Origin of the sequence: [Clostridium] hylemonae DSM 15053 (assembly GCF_008281175.1) — a bacterium.
GTDB classification, from domain to species: Bacteria; Bacillota; Clostridia; order Lachnospirales; family Lachnospiraceae; genus Extibacter; species Extibacter hylemonae.
The window spans coordinates 1,962,608-1,986,359 of sequence record NZ_CP036524.1 but is presented as its reverse complement, the minus strand read 5'-3'; the positions used below and the strand labels follow the sequence as shown (position 1 = coordinate 1,986,359).

Here is a 23,752-nt window from a genome sequence, read left to right as displayed (position 1 = left end):
TCATATGGGGAAATCACTTTATATTGCTGAGAAACCAAGTGTGGCGCAGGAATTTGCCAAAGCACTGAAGCTTACAACAAAACGAAGAGACGGCTATCTGGAGTCGGATGACTCCATAGTGACATGGTGCGTCGGACACCTGGTGACTATGAGTTATCCGGAAAGCTATGATGAGAAGTATAAGAGGTGGAGCCTTCAGACTCTGCCTTTTATACCGGAAGAATTCAAGTACGAGGTCATACCTTCGGTGGAGAAGCAGTACAGGATCGTGGCGGGGCTTCTGAACCGGGAAGACGTGGATACGATCTATGTATGTACTGACTCGGGGCGGGAAGGAGAATATATATACCGTCTTGTGGAACAGAAGGCAGACGTACACGGAAAAAAACGGCGCAGAGTGTGGATAGATTCACAGACCGAGGAGGAGATCCTGCGCGGGATCCGGGAGGCAAAAGACTTAAAGGAGTACGACAACCTTTCTGCCTCCGCCTATCTTAGGGCAAAAGAAGACTATCTGATGGGGATCAATTTCTCCAGGCTGCTGACGTTAAAGTACGGAAACAGCATTTCCAACTACCTGCACACAAAGTATTCGGTCATCTCCGTAGGGCGTGTCATGACATGCGTGCTCGGCATGGTAGTGCGAAGGGAACGGGAAATACGGGAATTTACAGAGACGCCGTTTTACCGGGTCATCAGTGCGGCAGGGGAGCCGGGAGAGACCTTTGAGGGAGAATGGCGCGCCGTGAAAGGATCTGCATGGTTTGAGTCCCCGAAGCTCTATAAAGAAAATGGATTCCTCCATGAGGAAGACGCGGCCGGGCTCATCAGGGAGCTAAGTGATCCGCTCCCAGTGCAGTGCACCATTATTTCCATAGAGAGGAAAAAGGAGAAAAAGAACCCGCCTCTTCTGTTTAACCTGGCGGAGCTTCAGAATGAATGCTCAAAGAGGTTTAAGATCAGCCCGGATGAGACGCTCCGGCTTGTACAGGAGATGTACGAGAAAAAACTGGTCACCTACCCCCGTACAGATGCCCGTGTGCTGTCCACTGCTGTGGCAAAGGAAATACATAAGAATCTGAACGGGCTGATGAAATATGAACCGGCGGTTCCCTTTCTCGGCGAGATCGTCTCATACGGGAGCCATAAAGAGATCGCGCGTACGAGATATGTCAATGACAAGCAGATCACGGATCACTATGCCATCATTCCGACCGGGCAGGGACTGGGTGCTCTCAAGAGCCTGAGCGCAGTGTCGGTGAAAGTGTATGATGTGATCGTCAGGAGATTCTTAAGTATCTTTTATCCCCCCGCGGTCTATCAGAAGGTCACAATAGTCACGAAGATAAAGGAAGAAAGCTTCTTTTCCAGCTTTAAGGTGCTGGCGGAGGAGGGATATCTGAAAGTGGCAGGAATTCCCGGACAGAAGAAAAGCAGCGGAAATGAGGCAGAGGAGAGCGACGGCGGGGACAGCGGACAGAATACGGACAACCGGTTTTTTGAAAAAATACAGGGTCTTAAGAAAGGTATGGTCCTTCCGGTACAGTCGCTGGACATCAAGGAAGGAAAGACATCTCCTCCGAAACGCTACAATTCAGGATCTCTCATTCTGGCGATGGAAAACGCGGGACAGCTCATAGAGGATGAAGAACTCCGGGCCCAGATAAAGGGAAGCGGTATCGGAACAAGCGCCACAAGGGGAGAGATATTAAAGAAGCTCTTCAACAACAAATATCTGGCTCTGAATAAAAAAACCCAGATCGTGACGCCGACTCTGCAGGGGGAGATGATCTACGATGTTGTGGATCAGTCCATTAAGTCACTTTTGAATCCCGAGCTTACCGCCAGCTGGGAAAAAGGGCTTACGTATGTGGCGGACGGAGAGATCACGCCGGATGAGTATATGACAAAGCTGGACCATTTCATCGTAAGCCGTACGAACGGAGTCAAAGGCCTGAACAATCAGTACCAGCTCCGGTCCTTTTATGACAGGGCGGCCCGTTTTTATAAAAAGGAAAAAGATAAGACAAAATAAATAATGAGTCATGTAAGCCGGCAGAGGTCCGGCGGAAAAGGAGAATGCTATGAAGGAATTAACTGTAAAGGAAATGTACACGCTCGAGGAAACGATAGCGAAAGATATATTTGACGGAGTAACTTATCCGTGGGAAGTTCTTCCGAAAATAGGAGGATTTATACAGAAGCTTGGAGAATCACTTTCGTCAGAGGAGTACGACAAAGTCGGAGACAACGTATGGATCGCAAAGTCTGCGAAAGTATTCGAGTCCGCCTATATCAACGGGCCTGCCATTATCGGGAAGAACGCGGAAGTGAGACACTGCGCGTTTATCCGGGGCAATGCCATTGTCGGGGAAGGCGCGGTCGTAGGCAATTCCACAGAGCTTAAGAATGTCATATTGTTTAATAAGGTGCAGGTGCCTCATTATAATTATGTAGGCGACTCTGTTCTCGGCTATAAGTCCCATATGGGAGCCGGCTCCATCACATCCAATGTAAAGTCTGATAAGAAACTTGTAGTCATCAAGACGCCGGAAGAAAATATTGAGACCGGACTTAAGAAATTCGGGGCCATGCTCGGCGACGAAGTCGAGGTCGGCTGTGGTACAGTCCTAAATCCGGGAAGTGTGGTGGGAAGCCATACTAATATATATCCGCTGTCTTCTGTAAGGGGATATGTGCCGGGCGGAAGCATCTATAAGTGCCGGGGTGAAGTGGTGGAAAAAGTGGAAGATTAAAGGCGGTGCGCATAATGCCCGCTTAAAGAGCAGAGAAAGGAGACTGGAAAATGATTAGGAAGATAGGATTTATCGGCGTTGGGATCATGGGAAGATCCATGGTGCGCAATCTGATGAAGGCAGGATTTGAACTGCACATCTATGCGCGGAAGAAGGAAAAGGTGGAGGACGTTATCCAGGAGGGGGCCCTCTTTTATGAAACGATCGGAGACTGCGTAAAGGGCTGTGACGCAGTCATCACGATCGTCGGCTATCCTGAAGATGTGGAAGAAGTCTATTTCGACGCTGGTAATATACTGGACAGTGCAGAAAAAGGGGCGTATCTCATCGATATGACGACAACGAGCCCTATGCTTGCAGAAAAGATATATGAACAGGGGACCGAAAAAGGCTTCCACGTGCTGGATGCGCCGGTGACCGGCGGAGATACCGGCGCGAGAGAAGGGACACTGTCCATTCTCGTGGGCGGCAGGCGGGAAGATCATGAAGCGTGTATGCCGCTGTTTGAAGCGATGGGAACGAATATCAATTTCCAGGGCGGGCCGGGAAGCGGTCAGCACTGCAAGATGGCCAATCAGATCATGATAGCGGGAACGCTGTCCGGTGTATGCGAGGCGCTGACTTACGCAAAGGCGAAGGGGCTCGATCTGCCTACGGTTTTAAAATCTGTCTCAACCGGAGCCGCGGGAAGCCGGCAGCTTGACCTGTTTGGACCGAAGATCCTGGAAGGCGACTTTGCGCCCGGATTTTTCCTGAAGCATTTTATTAAAGACATGAAGATCGCGCTGACAGAAGCAAATATGAGCGGCCTCAGTCTGGAAGTGCTCAGTCAGGCGCTGGCAAATTATGAGGAGCTGGAGGCCGAGGGGTACGGCAGTCTCGGGACACAGACACTGATAAAGCACTATGAGGAAAACAGCGGGGAGAGATAAATGAAACTGACGATACTTGGAACAGGCAATGCGGCGGTGACGGAGTGTTACAATACGTGCTTTGTTCTGTCTGAAGGGGACCGCCACTTTCTTGTAGACGCAGGAGGGGGCAACCAGATACTGAAGATATTGAAGGATGTGAATATAAGGCTGGAGGATATTCACGATATTTTCCTGACGCATGAGCATATAGACCATCTTCTCGGCCTTATCTGGATCATACGGATGACAGGGCAGAAGATGAACCAGGGGGCTTATGAAGGAGAACTGCGTATATACTGTCACAGCGATCTTGCCGGGAAGATCACGACGATCGCAGGCCTTACGATACAGAAGAAGGTGACAAAACATATAGGCGGGCGTATCCGTTTTATAGAAGTGGAAGATGGCGACAGCAGGGAGGTCATCGGACAAAAGGTCACTTTTTTTGACATAGGCTCCACGAAAGCGAAGCAGTTCGGCTTTTCCATGGTGACGGCAGAGGGACGCAGGATAACCTGCTGCGGAGACGAGCCGTTCAATGAGTGCCAGGAGCGCTATGTCAGACAGAGTGACTGGCTGATGCATGAAGCCTTCTGTCTCTACAGCGAGGCCGACAAGTTCCGTCCTTATGAGAAGCACCACAGTACAGTGAAAGAGGCGTGTGAACTGGCTGAGAAGCTGGGCGTTATGAATCTCATATTATATCACACAGAAGAGACACATCTGCCGGTGCGGAAGAAGTTATATACGGAGGAAGGAAAGCAGTATTACCATGGAAATCTTTTCGTCCCTGACGACAAAGAAGTGTTTGAAATTTAGGCTGTTCTGCTTTATGCTGCCGCTTATTGCCGCAGTTTCTCTTGACATGACGTGTCGGTTAATGTATCATTGTATTAAATGAATAGTACAAAAATAACGACATTCAAGCTCAGCAGGAGGAAAAAGTTATGTTGGCAATACAGAATCTCAGCAAATCTTATGGAAAAGTCCTGGCGGTGGACCAGGTAAGTTTTTTCGTGCCGGACGGCCGGGTAGGTATTCTTCTGGGGCCAAACGGCGCCGGAAAATCTACGATAATCAAAAGCATAGCGGGACTTCTGCGCTACAATGGAGAGATACAGATTCAGGGGATTCCCGCTAAAACGCTCGATGCCAAGAGATGTTTTGCCTATGTGCCTGAGATACCGAACATGTTTGAGGCGCTTACGGTCCGGGAGCATATCGAATATATCCGGCATGCTTACAACAGCGGGATAACGGACGGGGAGATCGAGGAAATGCTCCGGCGTTATGAGATGGAGGATAAGCAGGATAAGCTTGGAAACGAACTGTCAAAGGGTATGATGCAGAAAGTGAGCATCTGCTGTGCGCTGGCGATCAAACCGAAGGTCATACTGCTGGATGAACCTATGGTGGGTCTGGACCCGAAGGCCATCAAGGAACTGAAAGAGACTGTGCTCGAACTGCGGGAACAGGGAGTGACCGTGCTGATCAGCACGCATATGCTTGAGATGGTGGAAGATTTGTGGGATGTTATGTTCGTGATGGAGAAAAGCCATATCATCGGTTCTTACACAAAGGAAGAAGTGGGCGGAAAAGACCTGGATGACCTGTTCTTTGAATTGACAGGAGGGAAGCGGTGATGGATGCTTTAATGTACCTGACAAAACGCACATTTTCCAATCGTCTCAGGAAAGCGATGAAGAAGCCGCTCACCTATATTTACATTGTACTGATCGGCGCTTATATCGTAATGATCCTGGTCGGCTGGGGGATCCTTGCAAGGAGCGGCGGAGTTGATTCTGTAAACAGTCTGGTTTACATCCTTACGGTGTGGCTGTATATTGCTGTGTGTTCCAATTTTATATCGTATGCAAAGCTTAAAGGGGTGATTTTTAAGCCGAGTCATTCTCATTATATCTTTCCGGCTCCTGTCAGCCCGAAGAAAATTCTTTTGTACGGCGCCGCTAAGAACTTTATTATTAATCTGGTGATCGATGTGGCGATAGCGCTTGCAGGTGTCACAATATTTCATCTGTCCGTCTGGAGAGCTTTTCTGCTTTATTTTGTGATGTTTGTATGTGAGACAGTGTTTGAGGCAAGTCTCATCATATTTCTGTATGCAAAAGAAAAGCGGTTTGAACCGCTTGTAAAGATCATTTGCAAGAGTATATATGTGCTCATAGGAGTCATCGCGGCCATCGTTCTGCTCTTCATAAAAAAGAACGGGTTTTCCGCTGCGGCGGCGGAGGGCATCTTTAATCTTCCCGCGCTGCAGCTCGTTCCTGTGGCAGGATGGTGTGTGGCGTCCGTGAGGCTTGTGATACTCGGTCCTGAAACTGTAAATGTCATTGGCAGTGTTCTGTTCTTTTTAAGCTGCGCAGGCATGTTTTTTGCCGCGTTCCGCATGAAATGCAGCGGCGCCTATTACGAGGACGCGGCCAAGTTTGCGGACGATTATGCAGAGATGAAAAGCCGCAGCAAAAAGGGGGAGGTCGTTCTCTCGGTCGGCAGGAAGAAAAAATTCAAAAAGGCGGGAATGCATTACCAAGGTTCAGGAGCGAAGGCGATTTTTTACAGGCAGCTGCTGGAATATAAAAAAGAAAAGTTCTTTATATTCGGTGCAATGACGCTGTACAGCATAATAGGCGCCGCCATCTGCGTCTTTGTGATAGACAAGCCGGAGAAAATACCGCCGGGACTGTCGCTGCTCGGCGTAATGGCTTATTTGATATTTCTTACCACGGGATATCTCGGGAAATGGAACAAAGAGCTCGCCAACCCATATATTTACCTTATACCGGACAAACCGATGAAGAAGCTCTGGTATGCGACAGCGATGGAACATGTGAAGTCGCTTGCGGACGGCATTGTACTGGCTGTTCCTGTAGGGATCGCATGGCATATTCCGGTATATCAGATCATAATGTGTATCCTTATCTACTGTGTGCTGCAGGCAAACCGCCTCTATATAAAGATACTCGGGGAGAGCATTCTGGGCAGTACACTTGGAAGCACAGGAAAAAATCTTTTTGCAATGGCCGTGCAGGGCGGTATATTAGGAGCAGGCATCGGTCTGGCCGCGCTGATGGGATTTCTCATAAATTACAATTTTGTCTTTCCTATTATGCTGATTTATAGTATGATGATTACAGTCCTGATCGCATTACTGACAGTGGGAAGATTTGAAACGATGGAACAGTGGGACTAGTCAGAACAGACAGGAAGGAGAATATATGTTAGAAGAAAATTACGTAACATTTGAGATCGGAAAAGCAAAGCATATAGCATTGGTGGCTCATGACGGCAAGAAGAAAGAGCTGGTGGACTGGTGCGATAAGAATAAAGACGTACTTAAGAACCATTTTTTATGCGGTACAGGCACGACAGCGAGACTTATCGCGGAGCGTACAGGACTGCCGGTAAAAGGATACAACAGCGGACCGCTGGGGGGCGACCAGCAGATAGGCGCCAAGATAGTGGAAGGCCAGATCGACTTTATGATATTCCTGTGGGATCCGCTCGAGGCCCAGCCTCATGACCCGGATGTAAAGGCGCTGCTTCGTATCGCTGTAGTGTACGATATCCCGATAGCAAACAACCTGGCGACAGCAGATTTCATGCTGAACTCAAAATATATGACAGAAGTGTACAGCCGCAAGGTTGAGAATTTCAATAAGACGATACAGGACAGAGTAGAAAAGATGAAGTAGAAATGCTTCATCTTTTTTTGAAGATATCAATAGGGGACAGGTTAAAATGAATTGGGGACGGGGTTTTTCTAGAAAAACCCCGTCCCCAATTCATTTTAACCTGTCCCCTATTGACAAAGGCTTTCGTATATGATATTCTACTTTAGACTTAAAAACTTTAATACTTTAAAGCGTAACGGTTTAAAGCGAAATAATCGACAAAATGAGAGAAGAGGAGAACATTATGGGTATCAAGTTGACGCTGCTTATTGTATTCTTTGCAGTTATGGTAGTTGTAGGGCTTTATTCGAGAAAGCATGCGACGAGTGTAGACGGATTTGTGTTGGGAGGGCGTTCTGTCGGGCCGTGGCTCACAGCGTTTGCTTATGGTACTTCTTATTTTTCTGCGGTTGTGTTCGTAGGTTATGCGGGGCAGTTCGGCTGGAAATATGGCCTGTCCTCCACCTGGATAGGGATCGGCAATGCACTGATCGGCAGTCTTCTCGCATGGGTCGTGCTCGGCCGGCGTACGAAAGTTATGAGCCAGCATCTGAAATCTAAGACAATGCCTGATTTTTTCGGGGAAAGGTACAGCAGTAAAGCGCTAAAGATAGCAGCGTCCGCCATTGTATTTATCTTTCTCGTTCCTTATACGGCTTCGATATACAACGGTCTGTCCAGATTGTTTGAGATGGCGTTTAACATTCCATATACATACTGTGTCGTGGTCATGGCTGTATTTACCGGAATCTATGTTATACTAGGCGGTTATATGGCAACAGCCATCAACGATTTCATCCAGGGGATCATCATGCTGATCGGCATTGCTGCGGTCATTGCGGCAGTCCTGAGCGGACAGGGCGGATTTATTGAGGCTGTCCGCAAGATGGCAGAAATTCCAAGTGACGTGCCGGTAACGATGGGACAGCCGGGGGCATTCACGTCGTTCTTTGGTCCGGACCCTATAAATCTGCTTGGAGTCGTTATTCTGACATCACTCGGAACGTGGGGACTCCCTCAGATGATCGGAAAATTTTACGCTATCAAAGACGAGAAAGCGATCAATACCGGAACGGTAATATCTACCTTATTTGCTTGTGTTGTGGCCGGCGGAAGTTATTTCCTCGGAGGATTTGGACGGCTGTTTGACGGAAGCGCTATCTATGACAAGACCGGAAATGTAGTTTTTGACAGTATTGTACCGCATATGTTATCCACACTGCCGGATGTGCTCATAGGGGTCGTCGTCGTCCTCGTGCTCTCCGCATCCATGTCAACGCTGGCATCTCTTGTGCTTACATCAAGTTCTACGCTGACGCTGGATTTTCTGAAGGATAATGTGATGAAAAATATGAGTGAGAAGAAACAGGTCAGAACAATGCAGCTGCTCATTGTCTTCTTCATCGCGGTTTCTGTAGTGATCGCACTGGATCCGCCGACCTTTATCGCCCAGCTTATGGGAATTTCCTGGGGTGCGCTCGCCGGGGCATTTCTCGCCCCTTTCCTGTACGGACTGTACTGGAGAGGCGTCACGAAAGCGGCTGTATGGGCCAGTTTTGCGGCGGGCGTAGGTATCACGGTATCCAATATGTTCCTGCACTATATAGCATCGCCGATCAATGCCGGGGCGGCAGCTATGATCGCTGGACTTGTAATAGTGCCGGTTGTGAGCATAGTAACACCAAAACTTGGGAAAGAACATGTCGATGAAATATTTACGTGTTATGAGGAAAAAGTTACAATTACAAAGAAACGGTCATTGGAAGCAAATTAAATATAAATTCTATAATTGTACAGTTTTATATAATAATAAACATCAAGGAAAGTGATTAAAATTGTCACTTTCCTTTTTTGAATGCATATGTTAGGATATAGAAGTATAAAAAAAGACAATAAAGTTGATTAATGTTTATCTGAAAAGAAGAGTGTATTGAAAGAAAATTCAGATAATTATCAATGTATAGAACAGGTAAAAGGAGAGCATGTGATGAAAAATTTTGAAAAGTATGAAAGACAGTATTTTATGCCGCCGGAAGTTACATACGACTGGGTGAAAAAGGAATACGTGGACCGTCCGCCCATCTGGTGCAGCGTTGATTTAAGAGATGGGAACCAGGCTCTTATCGAGCCGATGAGCCTTGAGGAAAAACTGGAGTTTTTCCAGATGCTCGTGGACATAGGTTTTAAAGAGATAGAAGTCGGATTTCCGGCTGCCTCAGAGACGGAATACCAGTTTATGAGGACGTTGATCGAGAAAGACATGATACCGGACGATGTGACGGTGCAGGTGCTCACCCAGGCAAGAGAGCATATCATAAAGAAAACATTTGAAGCGGTAAAGGGAGCGCCCCATGCGGTGATCCACCTGTACAATTCAACATCAGTGGCTCAGAGGGAACAGGTCTTTAAGAAAAGCAGAGAGCAGATAAAGAAGATTGCCGTGGACGGCGCAAAACTGCTGAAAGAACTGGCCGACGAAACGGAAGGAAACTTTACATTCCAGTACAGTCCCGAGAGTTTCCCGGGGACAGAAGTGGATTATGCGGTAGATGTGTGTAATGCTGTGCTGGATGTGTGGAAGCCGACTGCGGACAACAAGGCTATCATCAACATACCGACTACAGTGGAGAACGCGATGCCGCATGTGTTTGCCTGCCAGCTGGAATACGTACACAAGCATCTGAATTACCGCGATAATGTGATTCTCTGCCTCCACCCGCACAACGACCGTGGAAGCGGTGTCGCGACCGCGGAAATGGGAATGCTGGCCGGAGCAGACAGAATAGAGGGAACACTGTTTGGCAACGGCGAGCGCACCGGAAATGTAGATATCATCACTCTGGCTATGAACATGTACTCCCACGGTGTGGACCCTGGCCTTGACTTTTCCAATATGGGGGAAATACGTGAGAAATATGAGCAGCTTACGAGAATGCGCGTTTATGAGCGTCAGCCTTATGCCGGCGATCTTGTCTTCACCGCGTTTTCCGGTTCTCATCAGGATGCGATCGCCAAGGGAATGGCCTGGAAAGATGACGGAAAGAGCGGAAAATGGACTGTTCCGTACCTCCCGATCGACCCGCAGGATGTCGGGAGAAGATACGATTCGGATGTCATCAGGATCAACAGCCAGTCCGGAAAAGGCGGCGTAAATTACATTCTGAAGCAGAGTTATGGCATCAACCTTCCGGAAAAGATGAGAGAAGAAGTCGGATATCTTGTGAAGGATGTTTCCGACAAGGCACATAAAGAGCTGACGCCGGACTGGGTATACCAGATATTCTCAGACAACTATGTAAATACAAAACCAGTGTTTCATATTGATGAGTGTCATTTTAAACAGGTAGACGGGATCACCGCAGAGACAACTATCAATCACAACGGCGAGAGCCGTGTGATCACAGCCATGGGAAATGGACGTCTCGATGCAGTGAGCAATGCGATCAAGCAGTATTTCAACATCAGTTATGAGCTTACATTCTACGAAGAGCATTCTCTCACAAAAGGCTCCTCCTCCAAGGCGGTGGCATATGTAGGCATTATCTGCAACGGAAAAGCACTCTGGGGCGTAGGCATTGACGCGGATATCATCAGTGCTTCCATAGAGGCGCTCACTGTGGCAGTCAATAAGATAGAGGCGATCGGAAGCTCAGATACGTGTAAAGATGCGAGGATGATCGAGATCTTGAACTATATTCAGGCAAACTATATAGATATAACACTGGATGATCTGTCTGAAAAGTTCTTCCTGTCAAAGCCGTACCTCTCCAAATACATTAAGGAAAAATCCGGAATGACGTTCGGGGATCTCGTAAAGAAGATCCGCATGAAAAAGGCGAGAGCACTGCTGAAGAGCAGCAATATGACAGTAGAAAACATAGCCCTGTCCGTAGGATACCAGAATGTAGAACATTTCAACCGGCTTTTTAAAAAGGCATACAATATAACACCAATACAATTCCGAAACCAGAAGTGATTGGGAGTTTGTTGGGAATGTTTAGGAAGATTGGCGGTGGACGGCAGAGGGGACGGGGGCGCAGGACTGTGAAAGAGCGCTCCGGCAGCCGGGAAGCCGTAACTGTAAAACGAGCCGGAAGCAGACAACCGAGCCTATTCGGAATGAAATCCTGAAAGGATTTCCTCCCTCAGAGGCTCTCGGGAATGTTATTTGTGATAACATTCCCGTGTCTGCTTCCGGCTCGTTTTAAAGCAACGGCTTCCACGTCTGCCTCCGAACGCCCTTCCACAGTCCTGCACACCCGTCCCCTCTGCCTGCTCCATCACAAGGAATCTAAACATTCTCAACGTGAGATTCCCAGGCTGTCACAATGGATAAACCTATCTACAGTGTAGATCCATTAAGACTGGCCCCAGGGGGGTCCCACACATTAAGTGATTTAGAACTTTGCGGGGTAACAGGCGAAGGAAAGGCGGCAGGGTGCTGCGAGCCGTTGGAGGGAGCTTTGTCAAGCCGTTAGAGAAACGAACAAGGTATAGACAGACCAGAAACTGCACTACAAGTGCAGTTTCTGAGACAGCTAAGATAGGAAATCATCCAGATTTCCTATCGCATCTGTCGGTGTCCGGCTATACCTTGTTCGTTTCACTTACGGATTGCAAGCGCACAGACCGGTCCGCAGCACCCTGCCGCCTTTCCTTCGCCGTACGCCACAATCCACAAAATCCCTTAACACCCCCCCAACCATTTACATAAACATATTGTTCGTCCCTACATAACGGATTCCATTTTCAAATACTTTTCTGCCGCCGAGTGTGACGAGTTTTACATCATTCAGACATGTGATATCTTTACTTAAGTCACCTCCCACGACGAGCAGGTCCGCATCCAGGCCTTCTTTTACGAGTCCCCGCTCTTTCTCCACGCCGAGTACCTTCGCTGGATTTGAGGTTGCTGTCTGGATGGCCTGCGCCGGTGTGATACCGTATTCTACCATATACTGCAGCTCTCGCGGAAGAGGGAGAAGAGGGGACTGGTACATAACCATATCCGTCCCTGCGATCACTGTGACGCCGGTATCATAAAGCTCTTTAAAGTGTTCTTTATATGCCTTGTATGCAGGTTCAAAATACTGGTAGTCTTTCATTTCTTTCTGCATAACAGGGTCATTTACCGGAGCATTTGCATTCTTTTCAAGGTTTTCTTTACAGATATCATAAAGCAGCGTATACGCCATGATAGTCGGTGTCCACGCGATGCCTTTTTCCGCCATCTGCTTTGCATGGTCCAGCGTCATGAACGTGGCGTGTTCGATCGTATCAAAGCCGGCGTCAATACTCATCTGTATGCCCGGGTTTGTCCCTGCATGAACACCGCATTTGATCCCGCGTCTGTGGCATTCATCGACAGCGGCTTCGATCCTGCTTAAAATTGCGTGCTTTGTGATCGTCGGTATTGTAGGTATGGCAATTCTGGCTGCGGGCATATAACTTTTGTACTGCCGCTGATCTAAGCTGCAGCCTGGGTCTTTAGTCTTGTGATGAGGGAGGGAAGGCAATGAAAAAAGAGAACGGCAACAGGAGTAAAAACAGCAAAAAAAAGTGCGGACTGCGCAGTGAAGGCCGGCTCCTCGGCATCGGAACGTCGGTTGTTTTTGTGGCTTCTGTCTTATGTTTGAAATGGCTGACTTTTGCGGGAAAGAGGTATACACTGCCCCTGTTTCTGAAAGCGGTGTATGCCAGCGGAGGACTGCCGGAATATTTCAGCCGGGTGACGGTGACTGCACGTGAAGCGGTGACAAAAGACAGTGCATATGCTCAGTTTCTGCCGTCGTATTTTCTTCTGTATGTGGCCGCGGCGGCAGCTGCCTTAAGTATTCTAAGGATCGTGCTGCTTCTGTTTGGCAAAAATCCGCGGTTTCTGAGATATATCATCTATGGCATGACACTGACGGTATTTCTCGTGCTGGTGACATTCGGCGGGTATTTGCCGGACGACGGACTTATCGTCTCTGTTATCGCTGTCGGGATCGACAGTCTGGGGCATGTATACCTGGAACAGAGAAAACAGATCCGGGATGAGGCAGAGGCGCTTAAGAGGGAAGAACAAGAGAAGAAGGAAGAAAAAAAGCGTAGAAAACATTTCCCCGGAAGGTATGACCGGGGCTTCTATCACGTCGTCTGGAGAAATTTTGTCCATAACCGGAAGAGTTATTTTCTGTTTATATTAGGTGCAGGAGGCGTCGTTACGATACTTCACACTCTGCTTGGAGTTCAGTACGGACTTAAGGCGGGCGGCGCCGGCATCGGCACAGGCTACGGCAATGGCATGCAGCGTATACTGGGGGAGATCCTTCCGGTTGCGGCATGTATTTCCGTCCTGATACTGGCGCTGATCATCACACATTACCTCAGGACACGAATGCACAACTACAGCATTTTTTACAGCCTTGGTATAAGAAAGAATACGCTGAGACTCATAATTGCTCTGGAATATACAGTCTGTCTGCTGTTCGCTTATTTTGCGGGGCTGTTCCTGGCCGCCTCGGTACTCTTTCTGGCCGGAAAGACATTGCTTGCAGATATCACCGGGAGCAGACCATGGTCTGCAGGCGGATGGAAGACAGCGGCCGCAACAGCGGGTATCTATGGGGCGGCCGTTTTAGTGTCCTCTCTCATTAATTATCATTTGTTCGGGCACGAAAGCTTGTTTAAGCTCTCCACAAGAAGACAGGAGGCGGAGAAAATGCCGCATCGGTTTCTCGTACCGGGCATTGCGGCAGGCACGGCAGTCACTGTGTCGGCGGCGGTACGATACTGGCTTCCGCCGGAGGCAGAGAAGTTCTCTGCTAATATATGGATGCTCATCGGTTCCTTTGTGCTGTTTTATTTCCTGCATGCCAGGACAGCTGCATACAGCAGCAGACGGTCGGAAACACAAGGGGAAAGACTGCTTTCCATCCTGCCGTGGCGGTACCGGTTTAAGACAAATTACAGGTTCTGGTATCTGCTTTTTGCGCTTCATCTGCTCTCCGGTATGATCTACATTCCGGAATATGCCGCAGTGGAAGCTGCCGGCAGCGCGGCCGGCCTCTACCCGTATGACTTTGTCTGTATGTCCTATGAAGAGGATGAGGACTATTTTTCAGACCTTTCCGCCACCTGTGACGTTGAAATCCATACGTGGCCGATGCTCAGGTGTACGACGCCCCTCGGCGCGCCATATACATGGAAGCAGGCTGCCGCCAACCAGTATATGGGAGTTCTTTGGCCCCAGGGCCAGCATATCGCGGTGCCGGAGACATGCTACCGGGAACTGAAAAGAGCCGTGGGAGAACCGGTCGGAAAAAGTCTTGAACTGGAGGAGAACGAGGTCCATGTAGTGTTCCAGCAGGACACTTCCGTTAAGAGCCATCCGCTGGAATGGTACATAGGTGACAGGGAGCCGAGATTCCGTATCGGACAGCCGGTGAGGAGTTATGATTTTATGGAGAGAGAGACCCTGTTCCCTCAGTATGTTATGAAGAGCAGTGAACGCAGCATCCTGACAGGAATGTTTCAGCAGGGACAGCAGGAGAACATCGTGGTGCTTTCCGACCACGTATTTGACGGATTCTTCCGCGGTGGAGGAGGAAAGGAAGGCCCCACCCGGCTGAAGCTTATAAAATGCGGCGGTGACGACTATGAAATTATCGAACAGAAACTACAGACATATGCGAAGCGGCATAAAAACGACGCTTCCTGGGATGACAGGATACAGCCGTATTATGCAAAGCAGACGGCTGCTGCTGAGACGAAGGCAGAGCATCACTTTAAGAAGGCTGCCTGCCTGGCGGTGCTTGCCGGACTTCTGACGGGCAGTTTCTTTATCTTTTTTATCAAATACGGGCTGGAGCAGGAAGAGCTGGCGAAGAAGTTTTCCCAGCTTAAAAGTATCGGCATGCCTGAGAAAGAGCGGCGCCGTCTTCTCGTACGGGAGATGGCAAAGATCGTGTGGGGCAGTTATGTTCCTGCGGTCCTGCTGTCCATTTCGTTTATATGCGCTGTGGCGGCAAAAAGAATGTATACGGCATGGGAGCTGGCAGTATATGTGAAGTACCTGTGTATCTTGTTTTTGTGTTATACGTTGCTTTATGCAGTCGTCACGGCAATACTTGGAACCTGTTATATCCGCGCTGTCCTCGGGGGCAGAAGGCGACAGAGGAGGTAATCATGAGTACGATCTTAAAGGCAGAAGAACTGGTAAAAACATACAATACAGAGCAGGGACCGGTGCTCAAAGGAATCAGTCTCTGCGTGGAGGAGGAAGAATTCATTGCAGTGATGGGCCGCTCCGGATGCGGGAAAACAACATTGCTGAAAATCCTCGGTCTGATGGATGAGCCCACAGAGGGGAAGCTCTATGTAAAAGGCCGGGAGACCGCCACACTGTGGGAGGAGGAACTCTCAGACATCCGGAGAAAGGGCATGGGCTTTGTATTTCAGGACTACAATCTCATGGACAGCCTGACAGTGGAAGAGAATATAATGCTGCCGGCTATTCTGGATAAAATGGAGCCTGGGCGGAGGAAAGAGAAGATGGAACGGCTGACGGCGCAGTTTGGAATCAGCCATCTTACGAAGAAGTATCCGTATCAGATGTCCGGCGGAGAGAGGCAGAGAGCCGCGCTCTGCCGCGCCCTCATGAATGATCCGGATCTGATACTGGCCGACGAGCCTACCGGAAATCTGGATTCCGCCATGGGCGAGGAGGTGATACAGTGGTTCCGGAGGCTGAACGAGGAGTGGCACAAGACGGTGATCATCGTGACCCACGATCCGAAGATCGCCTGCCGGTGCAAGAAGGTGCTGCTGCTGAAGGACGGGCTGCTCATCAGGGAGCTGGACCGGGGGACAGCCGGCGGATTTTATGAAGAGATACTTGAGAGTACCGCCGGGCTGTGACCAAAGCGGGTCCGCCCGGACGGGCGGCTGCAGCTGCCGTCCAGGCAACCGTTGTGAATAAGAAAAGTGTATAGGACAGACTTGTAAAAAGGGGGAATTAGGAGTAGAGTGTGCTTATAGAAAGCATGCTCAATGAGAAAACGGGGGGAAGGTCTGCATGAAAAAACAACGGGAAAAAATTGAGGGAAAATGGTTTTCCTTCATCGCCTGTCTTCTTGCGGTGACAGGCGCCTTTTTGCTGCCATGGGCCGATGTGGGAGTGAAAGAATATACATTGTACGGTTTTTTTAAGGCTGTTTATGCCGCGGGGGGAATTGCAGAGTATGCCCCGGACGGCGGAAATATATACGCGTCTTACGCAGTGTCTTATCTGGCGCTTGCAGCGGTCCTTCTTGCTGTGGTCCACGAAGTGCTTCTCCTTTGCAGCAGAAGAAACAGAATTTTAAATGCGGGAATGTACGCATGTACATTTATTTATTTTACCGGGTATACGATATTCGGGGGATATGACGCAGGTCCGGCTCTTTTTGCGTTTGTGGCCGTCATAGGGATAGAGTTTCTTGTTGTGCTGTATCTGGAGCAGAGTAAGGAGATCAATGAAAATTACCGCCTTATGAAAAAAAGAGAACGCAGGGAGCGGGAGGAGCGGATACGCCGTCTTCACTTTCCAGGCAGATATCCCCGGGAATTCTATGCTGTTATCTGGGACAATTTCAAATACAGATGGAAAAATTACGTGCTTTTTATCTTAAGCGGCGTGCTTTCCGCCGCGTTTCTGACCGCGGCGATAGGAATGAACTATATCCTTCACAGCGTTCATTCTGTAGAGGACATCGTTCTCGGGACCGGCCTGCAGCAGATCCTGATCCGGGCTGTCGGCCTTATCCTGTTTCTTACCATATTTCTCACAGCATTTGTGTTTTCTTACTATATCAAAAGCAGGATGTCTGATTACCGGATGTTTACGGTCCTCGGAATCCGGAGCAGGACTTTGTCCGTCATCATGGCGGCAGAATATGCGGGAAGCCTTCTCATTTCTTTCATCGCGGGAGTGGCCGCCGGCACAGGGATACTGCTGTATATGAGGCACCTTCTTATAAAAAAACTGGGACCGGATGTGACCGTATCAGATATCAGTCCTGTCATCTTTCTGTTTGCCCTGGCCGGCTATATCATTGTACTTATGATAGCCACTGCCATCAATTACGAGTCTTATCTCCGGGTGAGAGATTCTTTTGCGGCTGTGAAGGACGTGGTCAGTGAAAAGATTCCCGGAAGATTTCTTATTCCTGCCGCTCTGCTGGGACTTGAGTTCATCCGGTCCAGCATCTTTGACTATTCCGATACGAGTATGTGGACGGTGATCAGTTTTATATTGGGCCTGTACCTTGTGATATCTTACGGGAAGGCGTTTCTCATGAAGTGTATCGATAAGTCGGACAGGTATTACTACCGGCACTTACTGGAAAAAATCCCTTTCTATTACCGTTTTAAGAAAAACTGCAGATATCTCGTCATGCTCACTGCAATCCATCTCCTTGCGCTTGGAGTATTTCTCATACAGCTTTGCGGCAACCTGATCGCAGAGCCGGCTGAAAAGCTTTGTCCGTATGATTTTGTACTGATGATGCATGAGGGGGATGAGGATACGGTAGCTGATATAGAACAGAAATACGGCGCCAGAGCGGATATCGTCCCTATGCTTCGGGTTACGTCACCGACAGGCAACTCCTTTGATTTTATGGCGTCGCTCATTATGTTTGCCCCGCCGGGGCAGAACGCAGGCATTTCTGAGTCAACGTACCGAAAGCTCTATGAGGCGCGTAGGCTGCCTGAGCCGCCGGCGCTTGGTTTAAAAGACGACGAAATTTATCTTGTATTTCAGCAGGACAGCTCTTTTAAAGTACGGCCCATCGACGTATCGGCCGGGGCAGAGCTTGCGAACCCGTATCTGAAGCTTGGTCAGCCGGACGGAGAGGGTGAGTATAAGCAGTGGAAGGTAAAAGATTACGAGTGCCAGATTCTGACCGGAATGCTGCAGCGGGGATCCCAGGAAAATCTGGTCGTATTTTCCGACGATTATTTTAACGGCGCATATGCCAAAACAGAGGAAGGTATCAAAAATCTCTGTCTGATAAATGTACCAGAAGAACATTACAAGGATGTGGACCGGGAACTGGAGACGCTCCGTGAACAGCATATCGGCGATGAATCTTATGATTATGATATCCGCGTATTTTACGGGAGCCGGCAGACGGTCAGGGACATTGTCTCTGAGCGCTATACAAAAGAGGTAGTCTATGCGTTTGTCATCCTGATGCTCGCCGCATGTGCCTGCTTTCTGACTTATATCAAGTTCTCGTTTGAGGCGGACGATATTTGCCGCCGGTATGGGTTTTATGACAGCATGGGCATGCACGAGCGGGGACAGATGAAGACGATCAAAAAAGAAATGTGGCCCTTTGCGGCAGTGCCCCTTTTCATAAGCACTGTGACGGCGGCCATATTTACGTATTCTGTGTTCCGGCTTAGGACATACGGTTCCTCACAGACCATGGATTACATGAAGACAGGAGGGACGATGGCTGCCGTCTATCTCGTCATTCAGACGGCCTGGATGGCGTGGCTTGTATTCCAGATGAAGCGCAGGATCAGAAAAAGCAGGATAAATGTAGGGAGGCAGGAAGTGTAAATGAGTGAAAAGATCATAGAGACGAAGGAATTAGTTCACAATTATAAGGTGGAGACAAGAAAGAGTGTAGAGATAAATGAGATCCATGTTCTGAAAGGGATCGATTTTGCGGTGGAACAGGGAGAGTTTGTCGGAATCATGGGGAAATCCGGCTGCGGCAAGACGACATTTCTCAAGCTTCTTGGAATGCTGGAAAGACCAACGGGGGGATCGGTCATCTTTAAGGGGATGGATACGGAAGAACTGTGGAAGGATGAACTGGCAGATATAAGAAGACGTCAGATCGGTTTTGTGTTCCAGGACTTCTATCTGATGGACAGTCTGTCTGTGATGGACAATATCAAGCTGCCGATGATCCTGGACAAAGCAGAACCTGAAGTGATGAAAGAAAAGACAGAAGAGCTGGCAAAGCAGTTCGGCATCGGTGAATTACTGTACAAGGCGCCGTATGAGCTGTCAGGAGGGGAGAAGCAGAGAGCGGCCATCTGCCGGGCGCTCATCAACGATCCGGAGATCGTTTTGGCAGATGAACCGACAGGGAACCTGGATTCCAGATCAGGGCAGGTCGTCATAGAAGCACTCTGCAGAATAAATGAGGAGCTTGGCAAGACTGTTGTGATGGTGACACACGATTCCCGTCTGGCCAGCTACTGTAAAAGAATTATCCTGCTCAAAGACGGTGAGATCGTAGATACGATCCGGCGGGAAGAGAGCCAGGATGCCTTTTATCATCAGATACTTGACAAAACAACAGAATTATAGGCGGGTTCAGTATGTGAAAAAAATGTCAATTTTATAACAAAAAGGATTGCTATTTTCAATTCAATATTATACAATATAATTGGCAAAAATTTGGTTTTACTTTTAGATTTTTCATGCTAAAGGACCTGATTTAGAATATGTAAGAAAATGGAGGGCTAGACTATGGACAACATGGCAACAGGAAGTGCAGCGGGCAATCGCATAGAAGCTTTGCTCGATGCAGGAAGCTTTGTTGAAATAGGTGGGGCTGTGACGGCCAGAACTACAGATTTCAACATGCAGGAAAAAGAAACTCCGGCGGACGGTGTCATAACCGGGTATGGAGTGATCGACGGGAATCTGGTGTATGTATACAGCCAGGATGCTTCTGTGTTAAACGGGGCGATCGGTGAGATGCATGCAAAGAAGATCGCGAACATCTATGATATGGCAATGAAGATGGGCGCACCGGTCATCGGTCTTGTGGACTGTGCAGGACTCAGACTTCAGGAGGCAACAGATGCACTGGAGGCATTTGGGAATCTGTATCTGAAGCAGACGATGGCATCAGGCGTAATTCCCCAGATCACAGCTGTTTTCGGGACATGCGGCGGGGGGCTGGCTGTTGTTCCTGCGCTTACCGACTTTACGTTCATGGAAGGTAAGAGCGGTAAATTATTCATCAATTCTCCAAATGCAATTCCAGGGAATGAAATATCTAAATGCGATACATCATCAGCACAGTTCCAGAGTGAAAAGGCAGGACTTGTCGATGATATCGGAACAGAGGAAGAGATACTCGGCAGCATCCGTTCTCTCGTATGTATGCTGCCATGCAATAATGAAGAAGACGCGTCGTATGATGAATGTGCGGACGACTTGAACCGCGCCTGCACAGGCATTGAAAACGCTGCGGAAGATACGGCGATAGCCCTCGCCCAGATTTCCGACAGCAATATCTTTTTTGAGACGAAGAAACATTACGCAAAAGATATGGTCACCGGATTCATCCGTCTGAACGGAATGACGGTAGGCGCTGTGGCAAATCGTTCCAAAGTTTATAATGCGGACGCAGAAGTGACAGATGAGTTTGACGGCTCCCTGTCGGCGGGAGGAGCAGGAAAGGCGGCGGAGTTCGTGAAATTCTGCGACGCTTTTAACATACCGGTCCTTACATTGACGAATGTATCCGGGTTTGAGGCGAGCGAGTGTGCGGAGAAGAACCTCGCAAGAGAAGCCGCAAGGCTTACGTATGCATTTGCGGACGCCACTGTGCCGAAAGTAAATGTTATTATCGGCAAAGCATACGGGAGTGCATATGTGACAATGAACAGCAAAGCGCTCGGCGCTGATATGGTATATGCTTGGCAGGATGCCGAGATCGGAATGATGGATGCCTCTCTCGCGGCAAAGATCATGTACGCAGGCGCAGACGCAGATGTGATAAAAGAGAAGGCTTCCGAATATAAAGAGATCCAGTCAAGCCCGCTTGCTGCGGCGAGACGGGGATATGTGGATACGATCATCGCGCCGGCCGACACGAGGAAATATGTAATCGGAGCATTGGAGATGTTATTCACAAAGAGAGAAGACCGCCCGGTGAAAAAGCACGGAACGGTTTAGAGAGGTGGAGCAAAGTGAAGAAAAAAATTAGCTTATTACTCTGTATGCTGGCGGCTGTCCTCTGCTTTACCGGGTGCGGGAGCAAGCAGAATTCCGATGTCGAGTATGACAAAGCCAGTATGGAACAGGTGACAGATTTTCTCATAGATTATTGTGCAAATGCAGACGAAGAGACGACAGAGCAGTGGAATGGAATGTCCGAGTTTGCAATGGAGCAGCAGTTTGTGAGCGCGGGCCTTCCGTTTACTCCCGACAGCTTTCTGAGCGCGATGGATGCCTGGAAGGCAGGAATCGAAGAGTGCGGCGATTATGCGGGCCATGGGGATTACAAATACGAGCCGTCCAGAACAGAATTGAAGATCACGACTACGGCAGAGTTTGAAAAGCGCAATGCGGATCTCACTTTCGTATTCAAAGCAGACACGAGAGGCAATCTGAATCTGGACAGTATGACTGTTGCAGGAAAGTATACGATGGGAGAAATTCTCGAAAAAGCAGGGCTTAATACAGTCCTTGGAATGGGAACAGTGTTTGTCGTACTTATATTCATATCACTGATTATATCCTTATTCCGTTTTATTCCGGCATTGCAGAATGCGTTCGGCAGAAAGCCGGAGAAGACCACGGAAGCGCCGGCGGCTGTGGAGGACGCGCCCGTTATTGTGGACGCGGCCGCAGAGACGGACGATATGGAGCTGGTGGCGGTTATTTCCGCGGCGGTCGCGGCGGCTGAAGGAACGACAACCGATGGATTCGTTGTGAGAAGCATAAGAAGAAGGCCATCGAATAAATGGAATTAACAGAGGGAAATCAAGGAGGATATAAAAGATGAAAAATTATACAATTACAGTAAACGGCAATGTATATGATGTGACAGTAGAAGAAAAAGGCGCGGGAGCAGCACCTGCGGCACCGGCTGCGGCCGCTGCGGCACCAAAAGCGGCACCTGCCGCTCCGAAGGCAGCCCCGAAAGCGGCATCGGCAGGAGCCGGTTCCATCCAGGTCAAGGCAGGAGCGGCCGGAAAAGTATTTAAGATCGAAGCAAACGTAGGGCAAAGCGTAAAGAAAGGTGATGCAGTAGTCATCATCGAGGCAATGAAGATGGAGATTCCAGTCGTAGCACCGGAAGACGGAACTGTAGCAAGCATTGACGCAGCTGTCGGTGATGCTGTAGAAGCCGGAGCGGTATTGGCTACATTAAACTAAGAAACATAATAAATGTTATTATGTTTGAAACACGACTGGAGGTTAAAAAATGGATTATATAACAACGACATTAGGAAACCTCGTGCATCAGACAGCTTTTTTCAGCCTTACATGGGGCAACGTGATCATGATTGCTGTGGCATGTGCTTTCCTATACTTAGCAATACGACATGGGTTTGAACCTCTGCTCTTGGTACCTATCGCTTTCGGTATGCTGCTCGTGAATATCTATCCGGATATCATGCTGCATGCGGAGGACGCGGCCAACGGAACAGGCGGACTGCTCTATTACTTCTATAAGCTGGATGAGTGGGCAATCCTTCCTTCCCTGATTTTCCTTGGTGTAGGTGCACTGACAGACTTTGGACCGCTTATTGCCAATCCGAAGAGTTTCCTCCTCGGAGCGGCGGCTCAGTTCGGTATCTTTACCGCTTACCTGGGAGCCATGGCGCTGGGATTCTCTGATAAAGCCGCTGCGGCCGTATCAATCATAGGCGGCGCGGACGGACCTACGTCTATCTTCCTTGCCGGTAAGCTGCAGCAGACGGCGATCATGGGACCGATCGCGGTTGCGGCGTATTCGTATATGGCGCTCGTTCCGATCATTCAGCCGCCGATCATGAAGCTGCTCACGACAGAGAAAGAGCGAAAGATCAAGATGGAACAGTTGAGACCGGTATCCAAACTGGAGAGGATCCTGTTCCCGATCATCGTTACGATCGTCGTTTGCTCTATTCTTCCTACGACGGCACCGCTTGTAGGTATGCTGATGCTCGGCAACCTGTTCCGCGAATCAGGCGTGGTAAGACAGCTGTCCGAGACAGCCAGCAATGCGCTCATGTATATCGTAGTTATCCTGCTCGGCACTTCGGTAGGCGCGACGACGAGCGCGGAGGCGTTTCTGAACTGGGATACGATCAAGATAGTAGTTCTCGGCCTTGTAGCGTTTATGTTCGGGACTGCGGCGGGGGTACTGTTTGGAAAGCTTATGTGTCTGGCGACCCGCGGCAAGGTAAATCCTCTGATCGGTTCTGCCGGTGTATCCGCCGTACCTATGGCGGCCAGAGTGTCACAGAAGGTCGGCGCAGAGGCAGATCCGACCAATTTCCTGCTCATGCATGCCATGGGACCAAACGTGGCAGGTGTTATCGGAACCGCGGTGGCGGCCGGCACCTTTATGGCGATCTTCGGTGTCATGTAGCATAAGAGCGATATATGTAGAAAATG

General features: G+C 49.0%; 18 protein-coding genes. 17 read left to right on the top strand and 1 reads right to left on the bottom strand.

The features are described from left to right. Positions 1 to 4: 4 nt before the first annotated feature. From LAJLEIBI_RS09130 to LAJLEIBI_RS09090, 9 genes are all read left to right on the top strand, one after another. Positions 5 to 2,035 (top strand): DNA topoisomerase, encoded by a 2,031-nt coding sequence (locus LAJLEIBI_RS09130; RefSeq protein ID WP_006441522.1) that lies wholly within the window; start codon positions 5 to 7, stop codon positions 2,033 to 2,035. 49 nt (positions 2,036 to 2,084) lie between these two features. Then, positions 2,085 to 2,756 (top strand): acyltransferase, encoded by a 672-nt coding sequence (locus LAJLEIBI_RS09125; RefSeq protein WP_006441521.1) that lies wholly within the window; start codon positions 2,085 to 2,087, stop codon positions 2,754 to 2,756. Positions 2,757 to 2,809: 53 nt separating this feature from the next. Beyond that, complete coding sequence (locus LAJLEIBI_RS09120) at positions 2,810 to 3,688, top strand: NAD(P)-dependent oxidoreductase (protein ID WP_040435280.1); 879 nt, start codon at positions 2,810 to 2,812, stop codon at positions 3,686 to 3,688. Next, positions 3,689 to 4,489 (top strand): MBL fold metallo-hydrolase, encoded by an 801-nt coding sequence (locus tag LAJLEIBI_RS09115; protein ID WP_006441519.1) that lies wholly within the window; start codon positions 3,689 to 3,691, stop codon positions 4,487 to 4,489. 128 nt (positions 4,490 to 4,617) lie between these two features. Beyond that, complete coding sequence (locus LAJLEIBI_RS09110; RefSeq protein ID WP_006441518.1) at positions 4,618 to 5,313, top strand: ABC transporter ATP-binding protein; 696 nt, start codon at positions 4,618 to 4,620, stop codon at positions 5,311 to 5,313. Then, positions 5,313 to 6,881: a putative ABC exporter domain-containing protein gene (locus LAJLEIBI_RS09105; protein WP_006441517.1), complete on the top strand. Its 1,569-nt coding sequence runs from the start codon at positions 5,313 to 5,315 to the stop codon at positions 6,879 to 6,881. The genes LAJLEIBI_RS09110 and LAJLEIBI_RS09105 overlap by 1 nt, the downstream gene beginning before the upstream one ends. Positions 6,882 to 6,906: 25 nt before the next feature. Beyond that, on the top strand, positions 6,907 to 7,383 hold the full coding sequence (locus LAJLEIBI_RS09100; RefSeq protein ID WP_006441516.1) for a methylglyoxal synthase: 477 nt from the start codon (positions 6,907 to 6,909) through the stop codon (positions 7,381 to 7,383). Between the two features lie 223 nt (positions 7,384 to 7,606). Further along, on the top strand, positions 7,607 to 9,136 hold the full coding sequence (locus LAJLEIBI_RS09095) for a sodium:solute symporter family transporter (protein ID WP_040434597.1): 1,530 nt from the start codon (positions 7,607 to 7,609) through the stop codon (positions 9,134 to 9,136). 213 nt (positions 9,137 to 9,349) lie between these two features. Beyond that, positions 9,350 to 11,338, top strand: a complete 1,989-nt coding sequence (locus LAJLEIBI_RS09090; RefSeq protein WP_006441513.1) for a 2-isopropylmalate synthase — start codon at positions 9,350 to 9,352, stop codon at positions 11,336 to 11,338. Positions 11,339 to 12,068: 730 nt separating this feature from the next. On the opposite strand, the gene LAJLEIBI_RS09085 is transcribed toward LAJLEIBI_RS09090, so the two are convergent. Beyond that, entirely contained in the window at positions 12,069 to 12,806 is a 738-nt protein-coding gene (locus LAJLEIBI_RS09085) for an amidohydrolase family protein (protein ID WP_006441510.1), read from the bottom strand. A gap of 71 nt (positions 12,807 to 12,877) precedes the next feature. Here LAJLEIBI_RS09085 and LAJLEIBI_RS09080 point away from each other — a divergent pair, with 71 nt between their 5' ends. The 8 genes from LAJLEIBI_RS09080 to LAJLEIBI_RS09045 all read left to right on the top strand — a co-directional run bounded on the left by LAJLEIBI_RS09080 (position 12,878) and on the right by LAJLEIBI_RS09045 (position 23,726). Beyond that, complete coding sequence (locus LAJLEIBI_RS09080) at positions 12,878 to 15,529, top strand: ABC transporter permease (protein WP_006441509.1); 2,652 nt, start codon at positions 12,878 to 12,880, stop codon at positions 15,527 to 15,529. Positions 15,530 to 15,531: 2 nt separating this feature from the next. After that, the gene (locus LAJLEIBI_RS09075; RefSeq protein WP_006441508.1) at positions 15,532 to 16,263 is read left to right on the top strand and encodes an ABC transporter ATP-binding protein; all 732 of its coding nucleotides are present in this window, start codon (positions 15,532 to 15,534) and stop codon (positions 16,261 to 16,263) included. Positions 16,264 to 16,420: 157 nt separating this feature from the next. Next, positions 16,421 to 18,955 (top strand): FtsX-like permease family protein, encoded by a 2,535-nt coding sequence (locus LAJLEIBI_RS09070; RefSeq protein WP_006441507.1) that lies wholly within the window; start codon positions 16,421 to 16,423, stop codon positions 18,953 to 18,955. After that, positions 18,956 to 19,717 carry an ABC transporter ATP-binding protein gene (locus LAJLEIBI_RS09065; RefSeq protein WP_006441506.1) on the top strand — a complete coding sequence of 254 codons (762 nt, stop codon included), beginning with the start codon at positions 18,956 to 18,958 and terminating at the stop codon, positions 19,715 to 19,717. A 162-nt stretch (positions 19,718 to 19,879) separates the two neighbouring features. Further along, on the top strand, positions 19,880 to 21,319 hold the full coding sequence (locus LAJLEIBI_RS09060) for an acyl-CoA carboxylase subunit beta (RefSeq protein ID WP_006441505.1): 1,440 nt from the start codon (positions 19,880 to 19,882) through the stop codon (positions 21,317 to 21,319). A gap of 44 nt (positions 21,320 to 21,363) precedes the next feature. Next, complete coding sequence (locus LAJLEIBI_RS09055) at positions 21,364 to 22,119, top strand: OadG family transporter subunit (protein ID WP_006441504.1); 756 nt, start codon at positions 21,364 to 21,366, stop codon at positions 22,117 to 22,119. A gap of 28 nt (positions 22,120 to 22,147) precedes the next feature. Beyond that, positions 22,148 to 22,525, top strand: a complete 378-nt coding sequence (locus LAJLEIBI_RS09050) for a biotin/lipoyl-containing protein (RefSeq protein WP_006441503.1) — start codon at positions 22,148 to 22,150, stop codon at positions 22,523 to 22,525. 49 nt (positions 22,526 to 22,574) lie between these two features. Beyond that, the gene (locus LAJLEIBI_RS09045; RefSeq protein WP_006441502.1) at positions 22,575 to 23,726 is read left to right on the top strand and encodes a sodium ion-translocating decarboxylase subunit beta; all 1,152 of its coding nucleotides are present in this window, start codon (positions 22,575 to 22,577) and stop codon (positions 23,724 to 23,726) included. Positions 23,727 to 23,752: the final 26 nt, after the last annotated feature.